Here is a 15,921-nt window from a genome sequence, read left to right as displayed (position 1 = left end):
AATATCGGACGCACGAATGCGGCTCCAAATTGCTCCGCCTAAAGCCGAAACAATTCAAGCTCGTCGCATTTAGGACTAAGAAGTCCGGAATGCAATACAGACCTCCGTCATAAACTTCCGGTCACACGATTCTGAACACTGAGGTCTCTTGTTCACGTCCCCGCAAGGAAATTCTTCCGACCAGGTTTTCCCCCTCCCCGCGCTCAACACCTGCCATCGTCTCCTCGCTTGCCAAGGCTATGAGACGGGCGTCCGGATCGACGGACTTGCCATATTCCTGCAGTCTGGCAGCAACGTTCACGACGTCCCCGATAACGGTGTAATTCACGCGGCTGATCGAGCCGATATTCCCGACGACGACCTGTCCGGTGTGAATGCCGACTCTGACCCGGATCCGCTTGTCGGCCTCCTCATCCAGCCGCTCTGCGAGTTTGCGAACGAACGCAACCGCCAGCTCCCGGTGGTTAGGCTGATCAACCGGCGCGCCCCAGAAGGCCATCACCCCGTCGCCGATATACTTGTCAATGGTCCCGTCCTCGGCGGAAATGGCATCGGAGACAAGTTCGAAGTACCCGGTCAGGAATCCGGCTGTTTCCTCCGCACTCAGGCGCGAAGCCATGGTCGTAAAACCTGCGATGTCAGTAAAGACGACAGTCATCTCACGGGTTTCGATCTGACGCGGATCGGTCATCCCCTGTTCAATCAAGCGCTTCACAAGTTGCCGTGGCACATAGCGCGCAAAGGCATTGAGTGCACTGACCGTACCGTTGAACGCTGCGTTTACGTTGTCCAGCTCTGTCAAACGCGAGGGCGGGAGCTGTGCGATTCCGTCAAAATCGAGTCCTCGGACCCGTGCGGAAGCTTCCGCAAGGCGCGTCAATGGCCGGCCCAGCAGGCGGCCGAGAAGGAAGGACAGAAACGCTCCGATGCAGAGGGCAATGACGGCGGCATATAGGACAATGCGGCTCTGATCGAGAGCCGCACCAAAATCCTTGGCCTGGTAAAGCGTTCCCAGCGTCCACCCTGCGGCGGGGCCATCGGTGATGTCAGCCAAAATGGCGGTATACATTCCACCTGAGGAGGGAAAGACGCGGCCCGTGACGTTGCCGCCCATGGTATGCGCATCAGCATTCTCCTGCCAGATCGCACGAAGAGGATGATCCCCGAGGTCGGAGAGGCTTGGTAAAGGTGAAGCTGGACCGGCCTGCGAAACCGGCCGCTTCCAGCCGCTGATGGATATGACCTTGTCACGCCCCTCGAGCAGGAAAGGCTGCTGCCGCCCCTCCCATTTCATCTGCCCGAGCAGGCCGTCGACGATCCGCAAGGGGTAAAGGGAAACCAGCTCCTTACCGCGCTCGAAGCCATAGGCCAGCTCCAGCATCGTGTCCTCAGCCGCCGCGTCCCGGACGAACCGTATCCCCGTCAGGGCAGGGGATACCGGCACTGCAGGAGAACCGGCCTCACGAACGCTCAACCTCGTTCCTTGCGGAAAGAGGCTGCCGTAACGGTTTGAGATCGCATTTGCCGCTACGGACAGGTTCCTTTTCAGGTCCAGAGCAGCCGCTTGCAGCGCGGTCTCCTGAACGGCAAAAAACCGGTCCAACACGGCACGGTTGACTTTCAGCGTGGCTGTTGCGCCGTCATCCAGAAGCCGGCCTGCAATACGCCTGTCGGAAGTCGACATATAACCGATGATTACGCCGCAGATGACAATCATCATCAGAGAGAACACAAGCCCAAGGGCGACGCCGACGGGAAGCCGCAGGCGGAAATGGCGGCGAACGGGAGCGCCACCGTCAAGCCCTGCGGCAGCTGGCTGGCTCCTGTCCGGCGGAAGAACGTCCTGAGCCATGCTGCTCCCCAAAACCCGTCAGCACCAGTCGCCCACGGTTGCCTGAATGACTGCAAAGGCTGCGACCGCTGCCGTGTCCGCCCTCAATATACGCGGTCCCAGCGGAATCGGTAGCACGAAGGGCAGCGAGCGCAGCAAGACCCGCTCTTCTTCCGAAAAACCGCCCTCCGGTCCGATCAAGACCGCCAGCTGCTTGCAGCCTCTCTCGGCGAGTGCCGCAAGCACCGCCAGCGGGTTCTGGCTTTCCTCGCCCTCGTCGCAAAAGAGCAGCTGTCGGCTTGGTTCCGCTGTTGCCCACCCGGCCAGAAGATCCTTGAGGGACATTGGCTCCAGAACGGGCGGAACGGCAATGACGCCGCACTGCTCAGCGGCCTCGATAACGTTGGCCTCCATGCGCTCCACATTAACCCTGGAGGTCTGGGTATGCTGGGTGAACACAGGGCGGATCGCCCCTACCCCCATCTCCACCGCCTTCTGCACGACATAGTCGAGACGGGCGTGCTTGAGCGGGGCAAAAAGATACTGGATGTCTGTCAGCGGCACCTGAGGCCGGACCTGCTTGACCAAGTCCAGATGGCACGCCTTGCGGCCCGTGGCGCGTATGCGGGCCACCCATTCGCCATCGCTGCCGTTGAAGACCAGGATTTCATCACCATCCGACAAGCGCAGAACATTCAGGAGGTAATTTGCCTGACCGCGATCCGCTTCGACGGAAGCGCCATCGGCCAGGATGTGACGGAGAAAAAGACGCTGCATTCGGTAATCATATCGGGTCATGTGACCATAATTAGGACGGGCGGCCTGCAAATTTCAATGCCCCTGGAGGACATGAAGCCGTCCAAGGCTTTTCCTGGAGCCCCCACCCGCTTGACCCTCCACCCAGCTGACGCCACCTTGGACCGCGAATAAGGAATCACTCAATTGACTGACACCGCGACCAGCACCCCGACCAATGCCCCGGAGTTTTCCGTCTCGGAGATTTCGTTCTCCATCAAGAAGACCATGGAAGACACGTTCGGCTATGTGCGGGTGCGCGGGGAACTGGGCCGGATCTCCCGTCCGGGCTCCGGGCACATCTATCTGGATCTCAAGGATGACCGCTCTGTCCTGAGCGGCGTGATCTGGAAGGGCAACGCCAGCCGGTTGAAGATCCAGCCGGAACAGGGTCTGGAAGTGATCGCTACGGGCAAGATCACCACGTTCCCCGGCCAGTCCAAATATCAGATGGTCATCGAGTCCATCGAGCCTGCCGGAGCGGGCGCCCTGATGGCGCTACTGGAAGAGCGCAAGCGCAAGCTGGGGGCCGAAGGCCTGTTCGCGCCGGAGCGCAAGCAGCTTCTGCCCGGCATGCCACGTGTGATCGGCGTGATCACCTCGCCGACCGGTGCCGTCATCCGGGACATTCTGCACCGGATTTCCGACCGTTTCCCGCTGCACGTGCTGGTCTGGCCGGTGCGGGTGCAGGGCGAGACCTGCGCGGCGGAAGTCGCCAACGGCATCCGCGGCTTTAACGCACTGCCGGCAGGCGGTGCCATTCCGCGCCCGGACCTTCTGATCGTCGCCCGGGGCGGCGGCAGCATCGAGGACCTTTGGGGCTTCAACGAGGAAGTTGTCGTCCGCGCCGCAGCAGCAAGTGAGATTCCGCTCATTTCTGCAGTCGGCCACGAAACCGACTGGACCCTGATCGACCTTGCCGCCGATGTGCGGGCGCCGACACCGACGGGCGCTGCCGAAATCGCTGTCCCGGTCAAAGCCGATCTCATGTCCATGGTGGACGACCTGTCGCGGCGCCTTTCGTCCGGTCTGATCCGCCTAATCTCCACGCGGCGAACCGAACTTCGCGCCGCAGGAGCTGCCCTGCCTGGCCCGCAGGAGCTGCTCGCCTTGCCCCGCCAGCGCTTCGACCATGCCGCAGCCCGGCTGGAACACGCGCTGACGGTAAACACCCGCAGCCACCGCAGCAATTATCAAAACGCCAGCGCCCGCTTATCGCCGTTGCTGCTGACCCGCGGCCTCGCCAATGCGGGAGACAAGCTGACAGGTCTCGGCGACCGCCAGCAGCGGGCTCTTGGTGTCGCCCTCGGCCAGAAGCGCCAGGCCTATGCAGCCCTGACCGGCCGCCTGTCCCCTGCCCGTCTGAGCCAGCAGATCCATCTGGGAACGGAACGGCTGACCACATTTACCGGGCGGCTGGACCGGGCTTATGCGGCCCGTCTCTCTAAACAACGCGACCGGCTAGACGGGCTGGAGAAGCTGCTGAAGTCCCTCTCCTACAAAGATGTGCTTTCACGTGGCTACGCTCTAGTGCGTGATGAAGCCGGCCAGCCCATCCGCTCCGCCGCGAGCGTCGCTCCGGGCGCGGCTTTGTCTATTGAGCTTGCCGATGGTGTGGTCGATGCGGTGGCAGGCGGTGAAGGCAGCTTGCCTCCGAAGACACCGCCCAAGGCCACACCGGCAAAGACAAAGAAGACAGCCATTCCGAAAAGCAGTGGCACTGCATCTCAGGGAAGCCTGTTCTAAGACCGGAATTACCGCTTTCCCATTACGTTTGCTTAAATCCGGGCGGTCTAAGGTTTCTAAGACACGTTCCTGACAGACCCGGTCAAGCACCATGCCGCCACCAAAGAAACCCTTCGGCAAGCTCGGAGCCCCAAAAAACGCCGTGCCCCGCATGCCCGCAAGACGAGCGGAGCCGGACGTTGTGTATGACGCCTACCTGGAACCTCGACGCTCTGAGGATTTTGAGGCTGAACCGCATGCGGTGGTCAACGCCGCAACATCGCTCTTCAATGTCTTCTTTAGCTTCGAAGGCCGGATAGGACGATTGAACTACTGGCTTGCCACCACAGTATGCGGTGTCACGATCTGGGCAATCCTCTCTCTCCTTGGCATCGACACCTACACCTCTTCCGCGTCCCGGATCCAGCCGGAGACACCCGTCCTTTCACCCGCAGGATACTACCTGCTCGTCACCACTGCGGTCATTGCAGGATTGATAAGGGCATCGTTCGAAATCAGACGTTTTCACGACCGCGACAAATCCGGGTTATGATGTCTGACCTATTTCATTCCGTTCGTCGGCATATGGTTTCTTTTTGCAAACGCCAGTTTCAGGGGAACGGACGGTCCCAACCGCTTCGGCGGTTGAACGTTCATCAAAATGGCCGCACAGAGCCCCGCGCGGCCATTTTTTTGCATGTCCAAAGGACCGCTACATCAGTGATGGCAGCCAGGTGATGATCGAGGGGAAGGCGAGCAGCCCCGCGATGGTGATCACGTCTGCGACGAAGAACGGCACGCAGCCCCGGAACACCTCCTGCACCGGGATGTCCGGACGCACGCCCGAGACCACGAAACAGTTGAGGCCGATGGGCGGGGTGATCAGACAGAGCTCCGCCATCTTCACCACCAGAATGCCGAACCAGATGGAGCAGGCCTCGCCGGACATGCCGAAAGCACTGTCGGCAGCAGAAACCCCTTCCCCGCCGTTCAACGCCATGACCGCCGGATAGACCACCGGCAAGGTCAGAACCAGCATGCCGATGGCATCGATGAACATGCCCAGCACAGCATAGGCACACAGGATCAGGACCATGGTCAGCATCGGATCATGGGGCAGTGCGACGATGAAATCGCGGAAGGCATCCGGCAGACCGGCAAAGCCGAGGAAGCGGACATAGACCAGAACACCCCAGATGAGGGTGAAGATCATGACCGCAAGCTTGGCCGTTTCATGCAGAGCCTGCCCCAGCTGCTTGAGCCGCATGCCTTTGACGATAGCGGTTATCAGCACCACGAAAGCGCCCAGCGCTCCGGCCTCTGTCGGCGTCGCGATGCCGTAATAGAGAGAGCCGAAAATAATGGCCACCACAGCCAGGATCGGCAAGGTTCCGGGCAAGGATGCGAACCGCTGGCCCCAGGTGAAGCCCTTGATCGCCGGGGCATCGCCCTTCCAGGCCGACATGCCGACGATGATCAGAATGTAGATCACCGCAGAGTAGATGCCGGGCACAAAGCCTGCGATCAGCAGCTTGCCGACCGACTGCTCCACCAGAATGGCGTAGATCACCAGGATCGCGCTTGGCGGAATGAGCGAGGCCAATGTGCCACCCGCAGCAACGACCGCTGCAGCAAGCCGCTTGGAATAGCCGACCGCCAGCATTTCCGGAATGGCGACGCGTGCAAACACCGCAGCTGTTGCCACCGAGGCCCCAGAGACGGCCGCAAAGCCTGCGGTCGCGAAGACGGTTCCAACGGCCATGCCGCCCGGCAGCCAGCCCAGCCAGCGTTTCGAAGCTTCGAACAGCTGTTTGGTCAATCCGGCATAGAAGGCGAGGAAGCCAATCAGAATGAAGGTCGGCAGGACCGACAGGGAATAGGTCACGGATTTGGAATGCGGGATTGTTCCGGCCATCTGGATGGCCGTCATGAAGCCGCGCTCAAAGCCCTGCTTCATGGTGAAGATGATGATCAGGCCGACGACACCGACAAATGCGGCGGCAAATGCGACACGAACACCGATGATAACCAGAACCAGCAGAACGCCGGTCATCAGCAGCCCAACTTCAAACGGGGTCATTGCCGTGCCTCCTCGTCCGTGCCGTCGCCGAGGGCTTCCTCGATTTCGCGGCGGGCTTCTTCTTCAACATTCAGGACGACCGGTACAGCAACCGGAACGCGGGATGGATCTGCGATCAGGCGGGCATACCCGTAGAGCTGCACCAGGAGGCGCAGGCAAAGAAGCGTCATGGCGACCGGCACCAGCAGTTTGGAGGGCCAGGTGGCAAGACCAATATCGATCGTGGAATCCCCCAGTTGCCAGGCCCGCATGAAGTGGAACCAGGAACCGAAGACGAGCGCGAGGATCACGATGAGAACAACGAGAACCCCAAGGAACTCGGCAATCCAAAGGGTCCGGCCGCGCAAGGCTCCAAGCACGATCTCCATGCGGATGTGACCGCCGACCCGCTGGCAATAGGCAATGCCCATGAAGGTGAAAACCGCCATGGCCTGCTCGGTGATATCGATGAAACCCGGAATAGGACTGTTGAAAAGGGTGCGCAGGAAGATCTGCGCGACTGCCATCAGCATCAGGATCAAAATGCTGGAAGCGGCAATCAGGTTGAACACGTCTTCGACTGTTGCGAGGACGCCGTCGAACATCCGGTAGCGTGGCGCTTCGGAGGTCACGACCGGGCGGTCATCAACTCTCATGGATCGGTCTCACAAAAGATGGCCTCCGGCGCGAAACGCGCCGGAGGAAGGACAAGGCAGGAAAGGGAAAGAGGGCCGGACGGCCAACCCCTCAGTTGCCAATGGTGCTGGTGGCCAGATCGAGCAGTTCTTGACCGGGAATGCCCTTGGCATCCATGTCCGATACCCACTTTTTCCAGATCGGGGCGGCCTTGGTGCGCAGTTCCGCCAGATCCTCGTCCGTGAACTCGATCTGCTGGATCTTGCGGGCTTCCAGCTCCGGCCACCACTTTTCGTAGACCTTGTCGTAGGTGGCGATGTAGTGCTCAAGCGCAGGAGCGACCGCTTCGTTCAAAGCCGTCTTGAACTCGTCCGGCAGGGCATTGTAGGCGGAGATGCTGACAACGACCGGACACTGGACCGTTCCCGGATTCATGTTCTTGGTCCACCAGGTGCCAACTTCCACCGTCTTGAACGAAAGATGAGCGTGCGGAGCAAAAGACGCAGCGCGCACGGTGCCCGATTCCATAGCCTGATAGGTTTCAGAGGCGGTCACCGTCGTGGGTACGGCACCAACCGCAGACATCAGCTCACCGATTCCGCCAAGTGCGCGCACGCGCATGCCCTCGAAATCCTTGGTGGTCTTGGGCACATCGCCGTTGCCTACAAAATTATACTGGGGCATCGGCGTCGGCATTAGAGCCATCGCATCCCAGCGGGCAAGGTCCTTCTTCACTGCCGGATGCTCGTAGAGCGCCATGCTGACCTTGGTTTCCATTTCCAGGTCCTTCACACCCAGGAAAGGCAGCTCCAGCACCGTCAGGGTTGGATTTTTGTCAGCATGGTAAGAGGCGCAGATCTGTGCCATTTCAAATGCGTTGAAAGAGATTCCGTCGAGGTTTTCCTTTGCCTTGGACAGGGACTCGCCGTAGGCCATCTTGATCTCGAAACGGCCATTGGTTTTTGCCGCGACTTCCTCGGCAAGCTTCTCGACATTTTCGGTAAACGCACGGCGCTTACCCCAAAGTGAAACATTCCAGGTCACGTCCGCGGCGAATGCTTCGGATGCAAACAGCAGCCCCAAAGCGGTGGCGGTCAGTGCAGTCGTAAATTTCGTGACTTTGAGCATGCATATCCTCCCAGATATTCGGCTCGCAAAGACTGGCAGCCTGTCAGGGACGCTCTGCGCCCGCCTGTGACCACCGGTGAAATCCGGTTCCGCGCTCCCTTCCGCGGAACCGTTCAATAACCGGACGAAGAATTGCCCGAAGAGGCTACCTTAGCCCGCAACATCACGAACCGCAAAACATTGTGGCCATTGTTCTTATTCGACCTTGGTGCAGGCTGGCCCTTCCTTTCCGCAGCGGAGGTGCGATGTTCCGGATTGAAGGACCGGCGGCGTCTCCGGGGCCGGAAAAGGTCATGGACAAACGCCGGAAGCCGCAACTACGTTACCGCAAAATTTCATGGGAGCGAGACAAGATGAATTTCAGCCTGACGGACGAGCAGCAGATGATTGCCGACACCGCCAGCCGCTTTGGCGCAGAGAAACTGGCACCGGTGGCCGAAGCCTTGGACAGGGGGGAAAGGCGGGCTGACCTTCTGGCAAATCTGAAGGAATTGGCCGAAAACGGGTTCATGGGTCTCAATGTTTCGGCGGATTACGGCGGCACGGAAGCAGGCACCGTCAGCTTTGCCCTCGCCGTCGAGGCTCTTGCGGGCCATTGTGCCTCCACTGCCGTCACGGTTTCCGTCACCAATATGGTAGGTGAAGTCATTCAGGCGGTGGGGACTGAAGAGCAAAAGGCAGCCTATCTGCCGAAGCTGACTGACGGCACTTATCCTGCCGGCGGCTTTTGTCTGACGGAATCCTCCGCAGGCTCAGACCCCTCCTCCATGAAGACCCGGGCAGTCAAAGACGGCGGCGGCTATGTCCTGAACGGTTCCAAACTCTATATAACCTCCGGGGATTACGCCGGAGTGTTCGTCGTCTGGGCGGTCACGGATCCCTCCGCACCGAAGGGCAGGGGCATTTCCTGTTTTCTCGTGGAGGCCGGAACGCCGGGTCTCGTGATCGGCAAGGCAGAAAAGAAGATGGGACAGACCGGTTCGGCGACAAACGAAGTCCTGTTTCAGGATTGCCGGATCCCGGCGTCGGCGCTACTCGGCAAGGAGAATGATGGCTTCCGCATCGCGGTTGGTGAACTGGCAGGTGGACGGATTGGCGTAGCCTCTCTCGCGCTTGGCATTGCCAAGGCCGCGATGGCCGCAGGCAAGGCCTATATTAAGGAGCGCCAGCAATTCGGCCAGCCCCTCTCCACCATGCAGGGCCTGCAATGGATGATCGCCGACCGGGAAACCGAACTGGAAGCAGCAAAGCTGCTGATCCTTCAGGCTGCATGGCTGAAAGATGCGGGAAAGCCCTTCGCCAAGGAAGCTTCCATGGCCAAACTCTTTGCCTCGGAAGCCGCTCAAAAGGCCACTTACACTGCGCTCCAGCTTCATGGTGGGGCCGGATATATCAAGGACTTCCCGCTGGAACGCTATGCCCGGGACGCCCGTATCACCACGATCTACGAAGGCACATCCGAAATTCAGCGGCTCATTATCGCCCGCGAGGCGCTGAAGGCAATGTGATGCGGGCTGCGGCAGTGTATTCTTGCGTGTACATATTGACGGATACACGCTTTGCGCATTTGATTCCTGTCAAGGCTGGCGGAGGCGCCTGCGAATAGAGTTCATTCAGCGGCGGTGCCAGACATCCGTCCGGCTCCGCCTATCCCTAGGAGGCCGACATGGCGTTGAAAGACATTCTCACGATTATTGATCTTGCGGGAGCGCAGCCTGCGGCAAACTACGCCTTGGATCTGGCTGGACGCAGTGATGCGCATGTGACAGGTCTGGCCATGGCGTTCGAGCCTGTGGTTCCTGCTTTTGCCGCAGCGCCCATGCCGGTCGACTATCTGCAGGCAGCCCATGAGCAGGCTGTTGCGGCCGCCAAGGATGCCCGTGGCGTTTTCGACGAACTGGCCCGGCGCGCCGGCATCAACTCGGAAAGCCGCGTGGCCGATCTTTTGACCGGTGGACCGCTGGAAAGCGTGCTGCAGCATTGCCGCACAACGGATATGGTTGCTGTCAGCCAGGCGAATCCGGACTCCCCGGAACCCATGCGCGATCTCCTGATCGAGACAATCCTGTTTGAAAGCGGCGTGCCGGTTCTGCTCGTGCCCTATATCGGTGCTCCGGCCGGCGCCCCGAAGCATGTGCTGATCGGCTGGGATGGCAGCTCCACGGCAACCCGCGCGGTCCATGCCGCCCTGCCGATGCTCTCCAGTGCCGAGAAGATCACAGTCCTTCTGATAGAAAAGAAAGCGCGCGGTGGCGGCCAGCCAGGTGCCGAGATCGCCACCTATCTGGCACGGCATGGTCTGGACGTGACCATCGACGTGGTCACCAATCCGCAGGCCGGCGTTGCCGACACGCTGCTGAACTATGTCTCTGATCATGGCATTGATCTGGTCGTCATGGGCGGTTACGGGCACAGCCGTATGCGCGAATTCCTGTTCGGTGGCGCAACTCGTGAAATTCTCGCCAGCATGACTGTTCCGGTGCTGATGGCACACTAGGTGCCACCAGCACCTGCAGTATGAAGTATCCCGGCCAGACGAATACCGTCTGGCCGGAAAATATAGAACGCTAGCCAGATGCCACGGGAGGAACCAAGGCCAGGCAAGACCGCATTTTCGCCCAAGGTGACCCCATGACGATCCGCAATCTTGATGGCTTCTTTGCTCCCTCCTCTCTGGCGCTGATAGGGCCGAGCCGGCATCCCCAGAACCTGCTTGACAGCCTCGCTGAGCGGCTGAAGGGTCAAAAGCAGAAACTTCCCCTAACGCTTGTGAATCTGGATGGGTTTCCGGCTCCGGATGGCGGACATGTCCAAGGTCTGGAGCAGACCGCCGAAGGCGCAGCAGATCTCGCGATCTGGCTCGGCGCAGCGGAAGACACGCCTGACGTCATTTCCAAACTTGCCGGAAAAGGCACACGGGCCATCCTCATCCTGTCTTCGGGCTTTGAAAACTGGCCTCAGGACCTGCTTGACCGATGCCTGACCGCCAGCCGGGAGAAGTGCATCCGCCTAATCGGCCCTGGCAGTCTCGGCTTTGCTCTCCCTCATCTCGGCCTTTCCCCGCTCCTCAGCGCCGATCTTCCGGCTGCGGGCGATATCGCCTTTTTCGCCCGCTCCGGCGCGGTGATGAATGCGACCTTGTCCTGGGCAGCAGCGCACCAGACCGGGTTTTCCGGCGTCGTCTCTCTTGGCGCGCGCATGGACGTGGATGTGGGCGACCTCATCGACTATTTCGCGCGGGACTACCGGACGCGGGCCATTGTCATCCACCTGGAGGCCATTTCCAGCCCCAGGAAATTCCTGTCCGCCGCCAGAGCTGCCGCCCGCAGCAAACCTGTCGTGGTCATCCGTTCCGGACACAGGGCAGCACCAAGCGGCATCTCCTACCAGACCCACGCTGGCCGCCTTGCAACGACGGATCTCGTCTATGATGCAGCCTTCCGCCGGTCCGGCATGCTGCGGGTCGCAGATCTCGATGCCATGTTCGAGGCCGTCGAAACCCTGTCACGGGTGCGTGCGCAGGACCTCAAGTCGATCGCGCTTCTTTCCAACAGCCGAAGCCTTGCCAGCCTAGCGACAGAACGCTTGCGGGAGAGCGGTGTGGCCAACGCCCGCCTTTCACCTGAAACCATGGACCAGTTGGCGCCGATGCTGCACCAGCAGATCCCGCAGCGCTATCATGACGACCCGGCCTATACCGGTCCGGTCATTCTGCGGGAGAGCCTGCCGCCAGAAACCCTTCAACACGCCATAGGCATCTTGCTGAAAGACACGGCAACCAATGGGGTGCTTGCCGTGCAGGCCCCAACGGCCTTCACTCCCCTTTCTGCATTGGCGCAAGCCATTGCCACGGCGGCAAAGGAGGACAAGCGGCGGACAGGACGGCGCAAAGCCATTGTTGCCTGTCTCGCCGGTGCGGATCTTGACGCGCAAGCCACGCTGGATGCCGCCAAGGTCCCCTGCTTTGCCAGCCCCGCACAGGCAGCCAGGGCTGTTTCTTATCTGGCACAAGATGCAGAAGCACGCGACTTCCTGATGGCCTTGCCGCCAAGCCTGCCAGAGGAGTTCACGCCAGACGCAGGCACGGCCAGGAGCATCATCGAAACAGCCATGGCTGAAGGCCGCACCAGCCTGACACCGGAAGAGGCAACCGACATTCTGACCGCCTATCAGGTGCCGGTTCTGGAAACGCGCCTCTGCCCAACGGCGGCTGAGGCCGGACTTGCCTCCCGCAGCTTTTTCACCAGGTCCACGCGCTGCGTCGTGAAGCTCATTTCGCCAGACCTTCCTTTCAAGTCCCGTGTCGGCGGCTTGCGGTTCGGGCTGGAAACACCGGAAGCGGTGAAGGCAGCAGCCCAGGAGCTTCTGGATCAGACCGCCAAGACCTATCCGCAAGCCCGGATCACCGGTGTTGCCGTACAGCCCATGCTGGAAGACAGGCATGGGCTTGAACTTTATGCCGGTCTTGCGGAGACCCCCGTCTTCGGTCCGGCGCTTGTCTTCGGGCAAGGCGGGACGGCGGTTGAAGAGCTGGTCGATATTGCCGTCGAGCTGCCGCCGTTGAACCTGCATCTGGCCGACGCCCTGATCGGACGGACGCGGATCGCCCGGCTGATCGACGGCACCAGCAGCCGCCCTGCTCTCGACCGGGCAGCCCTGGCGCTCGCGCTGGTGAAGCTTTCCCAGATCGCAAGCGACCTGCCGGAAATCCGCGAACTCGACATCAATCCGCTGGTCCTGCGGGAGGACGGTATGATCGCCCTCGACACGAGGATGACTTTGGGTGTGCCAGCCCACCATCCCGGCCGCAGCGGAACCTCACGGCTTGCGATCAGCCCCTATCCCAAGGAATGGGAGGGCACCTTGACCATCAAGGACGGTCAAAGCATTCCGGTCCGGCCCGTGCGGCCGGAGGACGAAGGTCTGTTCCGCGCCTTCTTCCAGTCCGTGACACCGGAAGACCTTAGGCTGCGCTTCTTCGCGCCGGTCAAGGATTTCAACCACCGCTTCCTGGCTCAGTTGACCCAGCTCGATTACGCCCGCTCCATGGCCTTTGCAGCGATCGATCCGGACACCGGCAAGCTTCTGGGTGTTGTCCGGCTGCATTCAGATCCGGACCACAAGTCAGGGGAATATGCGGTGATCGTCCGCTCCGATCTAAAAGGCATCGGCCTGGGCTGGGCGTTGATGAAACACATCATCCGTTATGCCAAAGCCGATGGGATCGAAACCATTCACGGCGAGGTGCTGAAGGAGAACACCAGCATGCTGTCGGTCTGCCAGGCCCTCGGGTTCCATGTTACGACCTCTCCGGATGACCCTGGCATCGCCCACGTCACCTTGCCGGTCTCAACCGAACTGCCTGCGAACTGACACAGACTTGAAAGAAGAACCCCGGCGAGTCGCATACCTGCCGGGGTTCAAGTCTTTAGCTCGCGTCTGATATTACTCAGCGCTTGGCTTCTGCTTCCGTGCGGATCTGGGTCAGGGACCGGGCCGGAGTGATGGCTTCGGGATCCAGCTTCAGATGCAGCAGCGCAGGCAGGCCTGAGGCTTTGGCCCGCTCGAAGGCAGGACCGAACTCTTCCGTCGCCGTGACCGTCTCGGCGAAAGCACCATAGGCCCGTGCCAAGGCCGCAAAGTCCGGATTGACCAGCTTGGTCGCGGAGGGACGGCCTGGATACTCGCGCTCCTGGTGCATGCGGATCGTGCCGTACATGCCGTTGTCGATGGCCAGCACGATGATCGATGCGCCCTCCTGGCAGGCCGTACCGAATTCCTGCATGGTCATCTGCAGACAGCCATCGCCAGCAAAGCAGACCACATCCCGGTCCGGAAAGGTCAGTTTGGCCGCAACAGCACCCGGCAGGCCATAGCCCATGGACCCGGAGGTAGGTGCAGCCTGGGTGCCGAACTTGCGGAACCGGTGGAAGCGGTGCAGCCAGGTCGCATAGTTGCCGGCGCCATTGGTGAAGATGGTGTCATCCGCGCAGTGGGTTTCAATCCATTCCATCACGCCCGACATCTGGAGACTGCCTGCCGTCTGCGGACGGGCACCAGACCAGGCCAGATAATCGTCATGGGCGGCCTTGGCGTCACCAGCGTTCTTCAGCTCCACCGGCGGCTGCAAACCTTCCGCAGCCTTGCAGAAGGCAGCGGGGCTTGCATGGATCGCAAGAGAAGGTCGGTAGACCCGGCCCAGCTCTTCCGCATCCGGATGCACATGCACGAAGGGCTGCGACGGCTGAGGAATATCAAGCAGTGTATAGGACTGGCTCGGCATCTCCGACAGGCGGCCGCCGACCAGCAGGATCAGGTCTGACGCCTTGATCCGCTCGGAAAGCTTCGGGTTGATGCCGATGCCGACATCCCCAGCGTAATTGGGGTGCAGATTGTCGAACAGCATCTGGCGGCGGAAAGAACAGGCGACTGGCAGGTCGAACCGCTCGGCAAAGCGGGTGAAGCCGGCGACCGCATCCGCCGTCCAGCGGCTGCCGCCCAGAATGGCAATCGGACGTTCTGCGGCCCAGAGGCGCTTCTGCAGATCCGCCATCACGGTCAGGCCCGGATGGGTTTCCACCTGCCGCCAGGGATCGGGTTGAGCCACATCCGCCATCTCGACCAGCATGTCTTCCGGTAGCGCCAGAACGACAGGACCCGGACGACCGGAGGTTGCCACGTGATAGGCACGGGAGATGAACTCCGGCACACGATGAGCATGGTCGATCTCGGCGACCCATTTCGTCATGCCGCCGAACATCTGACGATAGTCAACTTCCTGGAAAGCCTCGCGCTCACGCATGCCGCGTTCGATCTGGCCGATGAACAGGATCATCGGCGTGGAGTCCTGCATGGCGACGTGAACGCCTGCGGCGGCATTGGTCGCACCCGGACCGCGGGTCACCATGCAGATGCCCGGCTTGCCGGTCAGCTTGCCATAGGCATCGGCCATCATCGCCGCTCCACCTTCCTGACGGCAGACGGTCACAGCGATGGAGGCATCATAAAGCGCGTCCAGAACGGCGAGATAGCTTTCGCCGGGCACACAGAAGACACGGTCCGCACCATGGGTTTCCAGTGCATCGACCAAAAGCTGGCCACCTGATTTCTGCGCCATGTCCATTCCCTGCATTCATGAAGCCTGCGGCGCATTTAAGACGCCCATGAGATCTATAGCGCAGTTCCCGCCTCGCACGCATCAGCCAAGGCACAACGCGGGCAAGGCTTTTGGCAATGACATCATTCCTCACTGGAAAGAAGTGTGTTGCTGTCAGGGCTCAGACAGGCTGAACTGTAACGACCTGAAAGGTGTGCATCTCACCGTCTTCGTCCTTGATGGAGACATATTCGCCGGGCTCAAAGGGATGAGCTCCGAAACGGTAGCCCGCCTCGTCGTCCTCGTCGCCATCGATGTCATAGCGGAAGGCCCAGGAACCGCCCGGACGATGAACCAGATGGCCGATATCTTCCTCTTCCCCTGCCCAGAACCTGCGGACCCGGCAATGATCCCGCTCCTTCTTCCAGGCCGTGGCGTCAATGTGACCCGTATCGTCCAGCGGAGCGGTAAACTCATATCCATGCTGGGCAGAGCCGTTCGGGAACTCCTTTGTGCGCGCCAGGTTCAACCTGATCTTCTTCAATGCCGGATGGTCACTCATATGCGTTCCTCCTAGGGGTCTATGATCTTAGATTGTCATATCCACATGGCCCATCCTTGAGCAGGATCAAGGATCTGCCAAGATGCGCC

At 60.7% G+C, this 15,921-nt stretch carries 12 protein-coding genes; 5 read left to right on the top strand and 7 right to left on the bottom strand.

Annotation, left to right across the window (positions count from 1 at the left end; genetic code table 11):
* Nucleotides 1-121: 121 nt before the first annotated feature.
* Nucleotides 122-1,852 (bottom strand): adenylate/guanylate cyclase domain-containing protein, encoded by a 1,731-nt coding sequence (locus tag IG616_RS15335; RefSeq protein ID WP_209007579.1) that lies wholly within the window; start codon nt 1,850-1,852, stop codon nt 122-124.
* Nucleotides 1,853-1,870: 18 nt separating this feature from the next.
* Entirely contained in the window at nt 1,871-2,608 is a 738-nt protein-coding gene (locus IG616_RS15330) for a 16S rRNA (uracil(1498)-N(3))-methyltransferase (protein ID WP_246476261.1), read from the bottom strand.
* Between the two features lie 165 nt (nt 2,609-2,773).
* Here IG616_RS15330 and xseA point away from each other — a divergent pair, with 165 nt between their 5' ends.
* Both xseA and IG616_RS15320 read left to right on the top strand, forming a co-directional pair.
* On the top strand, nt 2,774-4,372 hold the full coding sequence (gene xseA / locus IG616_RS15325) for an exodeoxyribonuclease VII large subunit (RefSeq protein ID WP_209007577.1): 1,599 nt from the start codon (nt 2,774-2,776) through the stop codon (nt 4,370-4,372).
* A gap of 181 nt (nt 4,373-4,553) precedes the next feature.
* Nucleotides 4,554-4,904: a DUF805 domain-containing protein gene (locus tag IG616_RS15320; protein ID WP_192149041.1), complete on the top strand. Its 351-nt coding sequence runs from the start codon at nt 4,554-4,556 to the stop codon at nt 4,902-4,904.
* A gap of 159 nt (nt 4,905-5,063) precedes the next feature.
* Here IG616_RS15320 and IG616_RS15315 read toward each other — a convergent pair whose 3' ends face one another.
* The 3 genes from IG616_RS15315 to IG616_RS15305 form a co-directional block, all read right to left on the bottom strand.
* Nucleotides 5,064-6,431 (bottom strand): TRAP transporter large permease, encoded by a 1,368-nt coding sequence (locus tag IG616_RS15315; RefSeq protein ID WP_192149040.1) that lies wholly within the window; start codon nt 6,429-6,431, stop codon nt 5,064-5,066.
* Complete coding sequence (locus IG616_RS15310) at nt 6,428-7,066, bottom strand: TRAP transporter small permease subunit (RefSeq protein ID WP_192149039.1); 639 nt, start codon at nt 7,064-7,066, stop codon at nt 6,428-6,430. Before IG616_RS15310 ends, IG616_RS15315 begins: the two co-directional genes overlap by 4 nt.
* 91 nt (nt 7,067-7,157) lie before the next feature.
* Entirely contained in the window at nt 7,158-8,174 is a 1,017-nt protein-coding gene (locus IG616_RS15305; protein ID WP_192149038.1) for a C4-dicarboxylate TRAP transporter substrate-binding protein, read from the bottom strand.
* Nucleotides 8,175-8,527: 353 nt separating this feature from the next.
* On the opposite strand from IG616_RS15305, the gene IG616_RS15300 reads away from it, so the two are divergent.
* The 3 genes from IG616_RS15300 (at nt 8,528) to IG616_RS15290 (ending at nt 13,547) form a co-directional block, all read left to right on the top strand.
* The gene (locus IG616_RS15300) at nt 8,528-9,682 is read left to right on the top strand and encodes an acyl-CoA dehydrogenase family protein (protein WP_192149037.1); all 1,155 of its coding nucleotides are present in this window, start codon (nt 8,528-8,530) and stop codon (nt 9,680-9,682) included.
* Between the two features lie 158 nt (nt 9,683-9,840).
* Nucleotides 9,841-10,671, top strand: a complete 831-nt coding sequence (locus IG616_RS15295) for a universal stress protein (protein ID WP_192149036.1) — start codon at nt 9,841-9,843, stop codon at nt 10,669-10,671.
* 134 nt (nt 10,672-10,805) lie between these two features.
* Complete coding sequence (locus tag IG616_RS15290) at nt 10,806-13,547, top strand: bifunctional acetate--CoA ligase family protein/GNAT family N-acetyltransferase (protein WP_192149035.1); 2,742 nt, start codon at nt 10,806-10,808, stop codon at nt 13,545-13,547.
* A gap of 76 nt (nt 13,548-13,623) precedes the next feature.
* On the opposite strand, the gene IG616_RS15285 is transcribed toward IG616_RS15290, so the two are convergent.
* Both IG616_RS15285 and IG616_RS15280 read right to left on the bottom strand, forming a co-directional pair.
* Entirely contained in the window at nt 13,624-15,291 is a 1,668-nt protein-coding gene (locus IG616_RS15285; protein ID WP_192149034.1) for a thiamine pyrophosphate-binding protein, read from the bottom strand.
* Between the two features lie 160 nt (nt 15,292-15,451).
* On the bottom strand, nt 15,452-15,832 hold the full coding sequence (locus IG616_RS15280; RefSeq protein WP_192149033.1) for a hypothetical protein: 381 nt from the start codon (nt 15,830-15,832) through the stop codon (nt 15,452-15,454).
* Nucleotides 15,833-15,921 lie beyond the last annotated feature (89 nt).

Source organism: Roseibium litorale (assembly GCF_014842915.1).
Lineage (GTDB): Bacteria > Pseudomonadota > Alphaproteobacteria > Rhizobiales > Stappiaceae > Roseibium > Roseibium litorale.
This window is presented reverse-complemented; position numbering and strand designations above follow the sequence as displayed.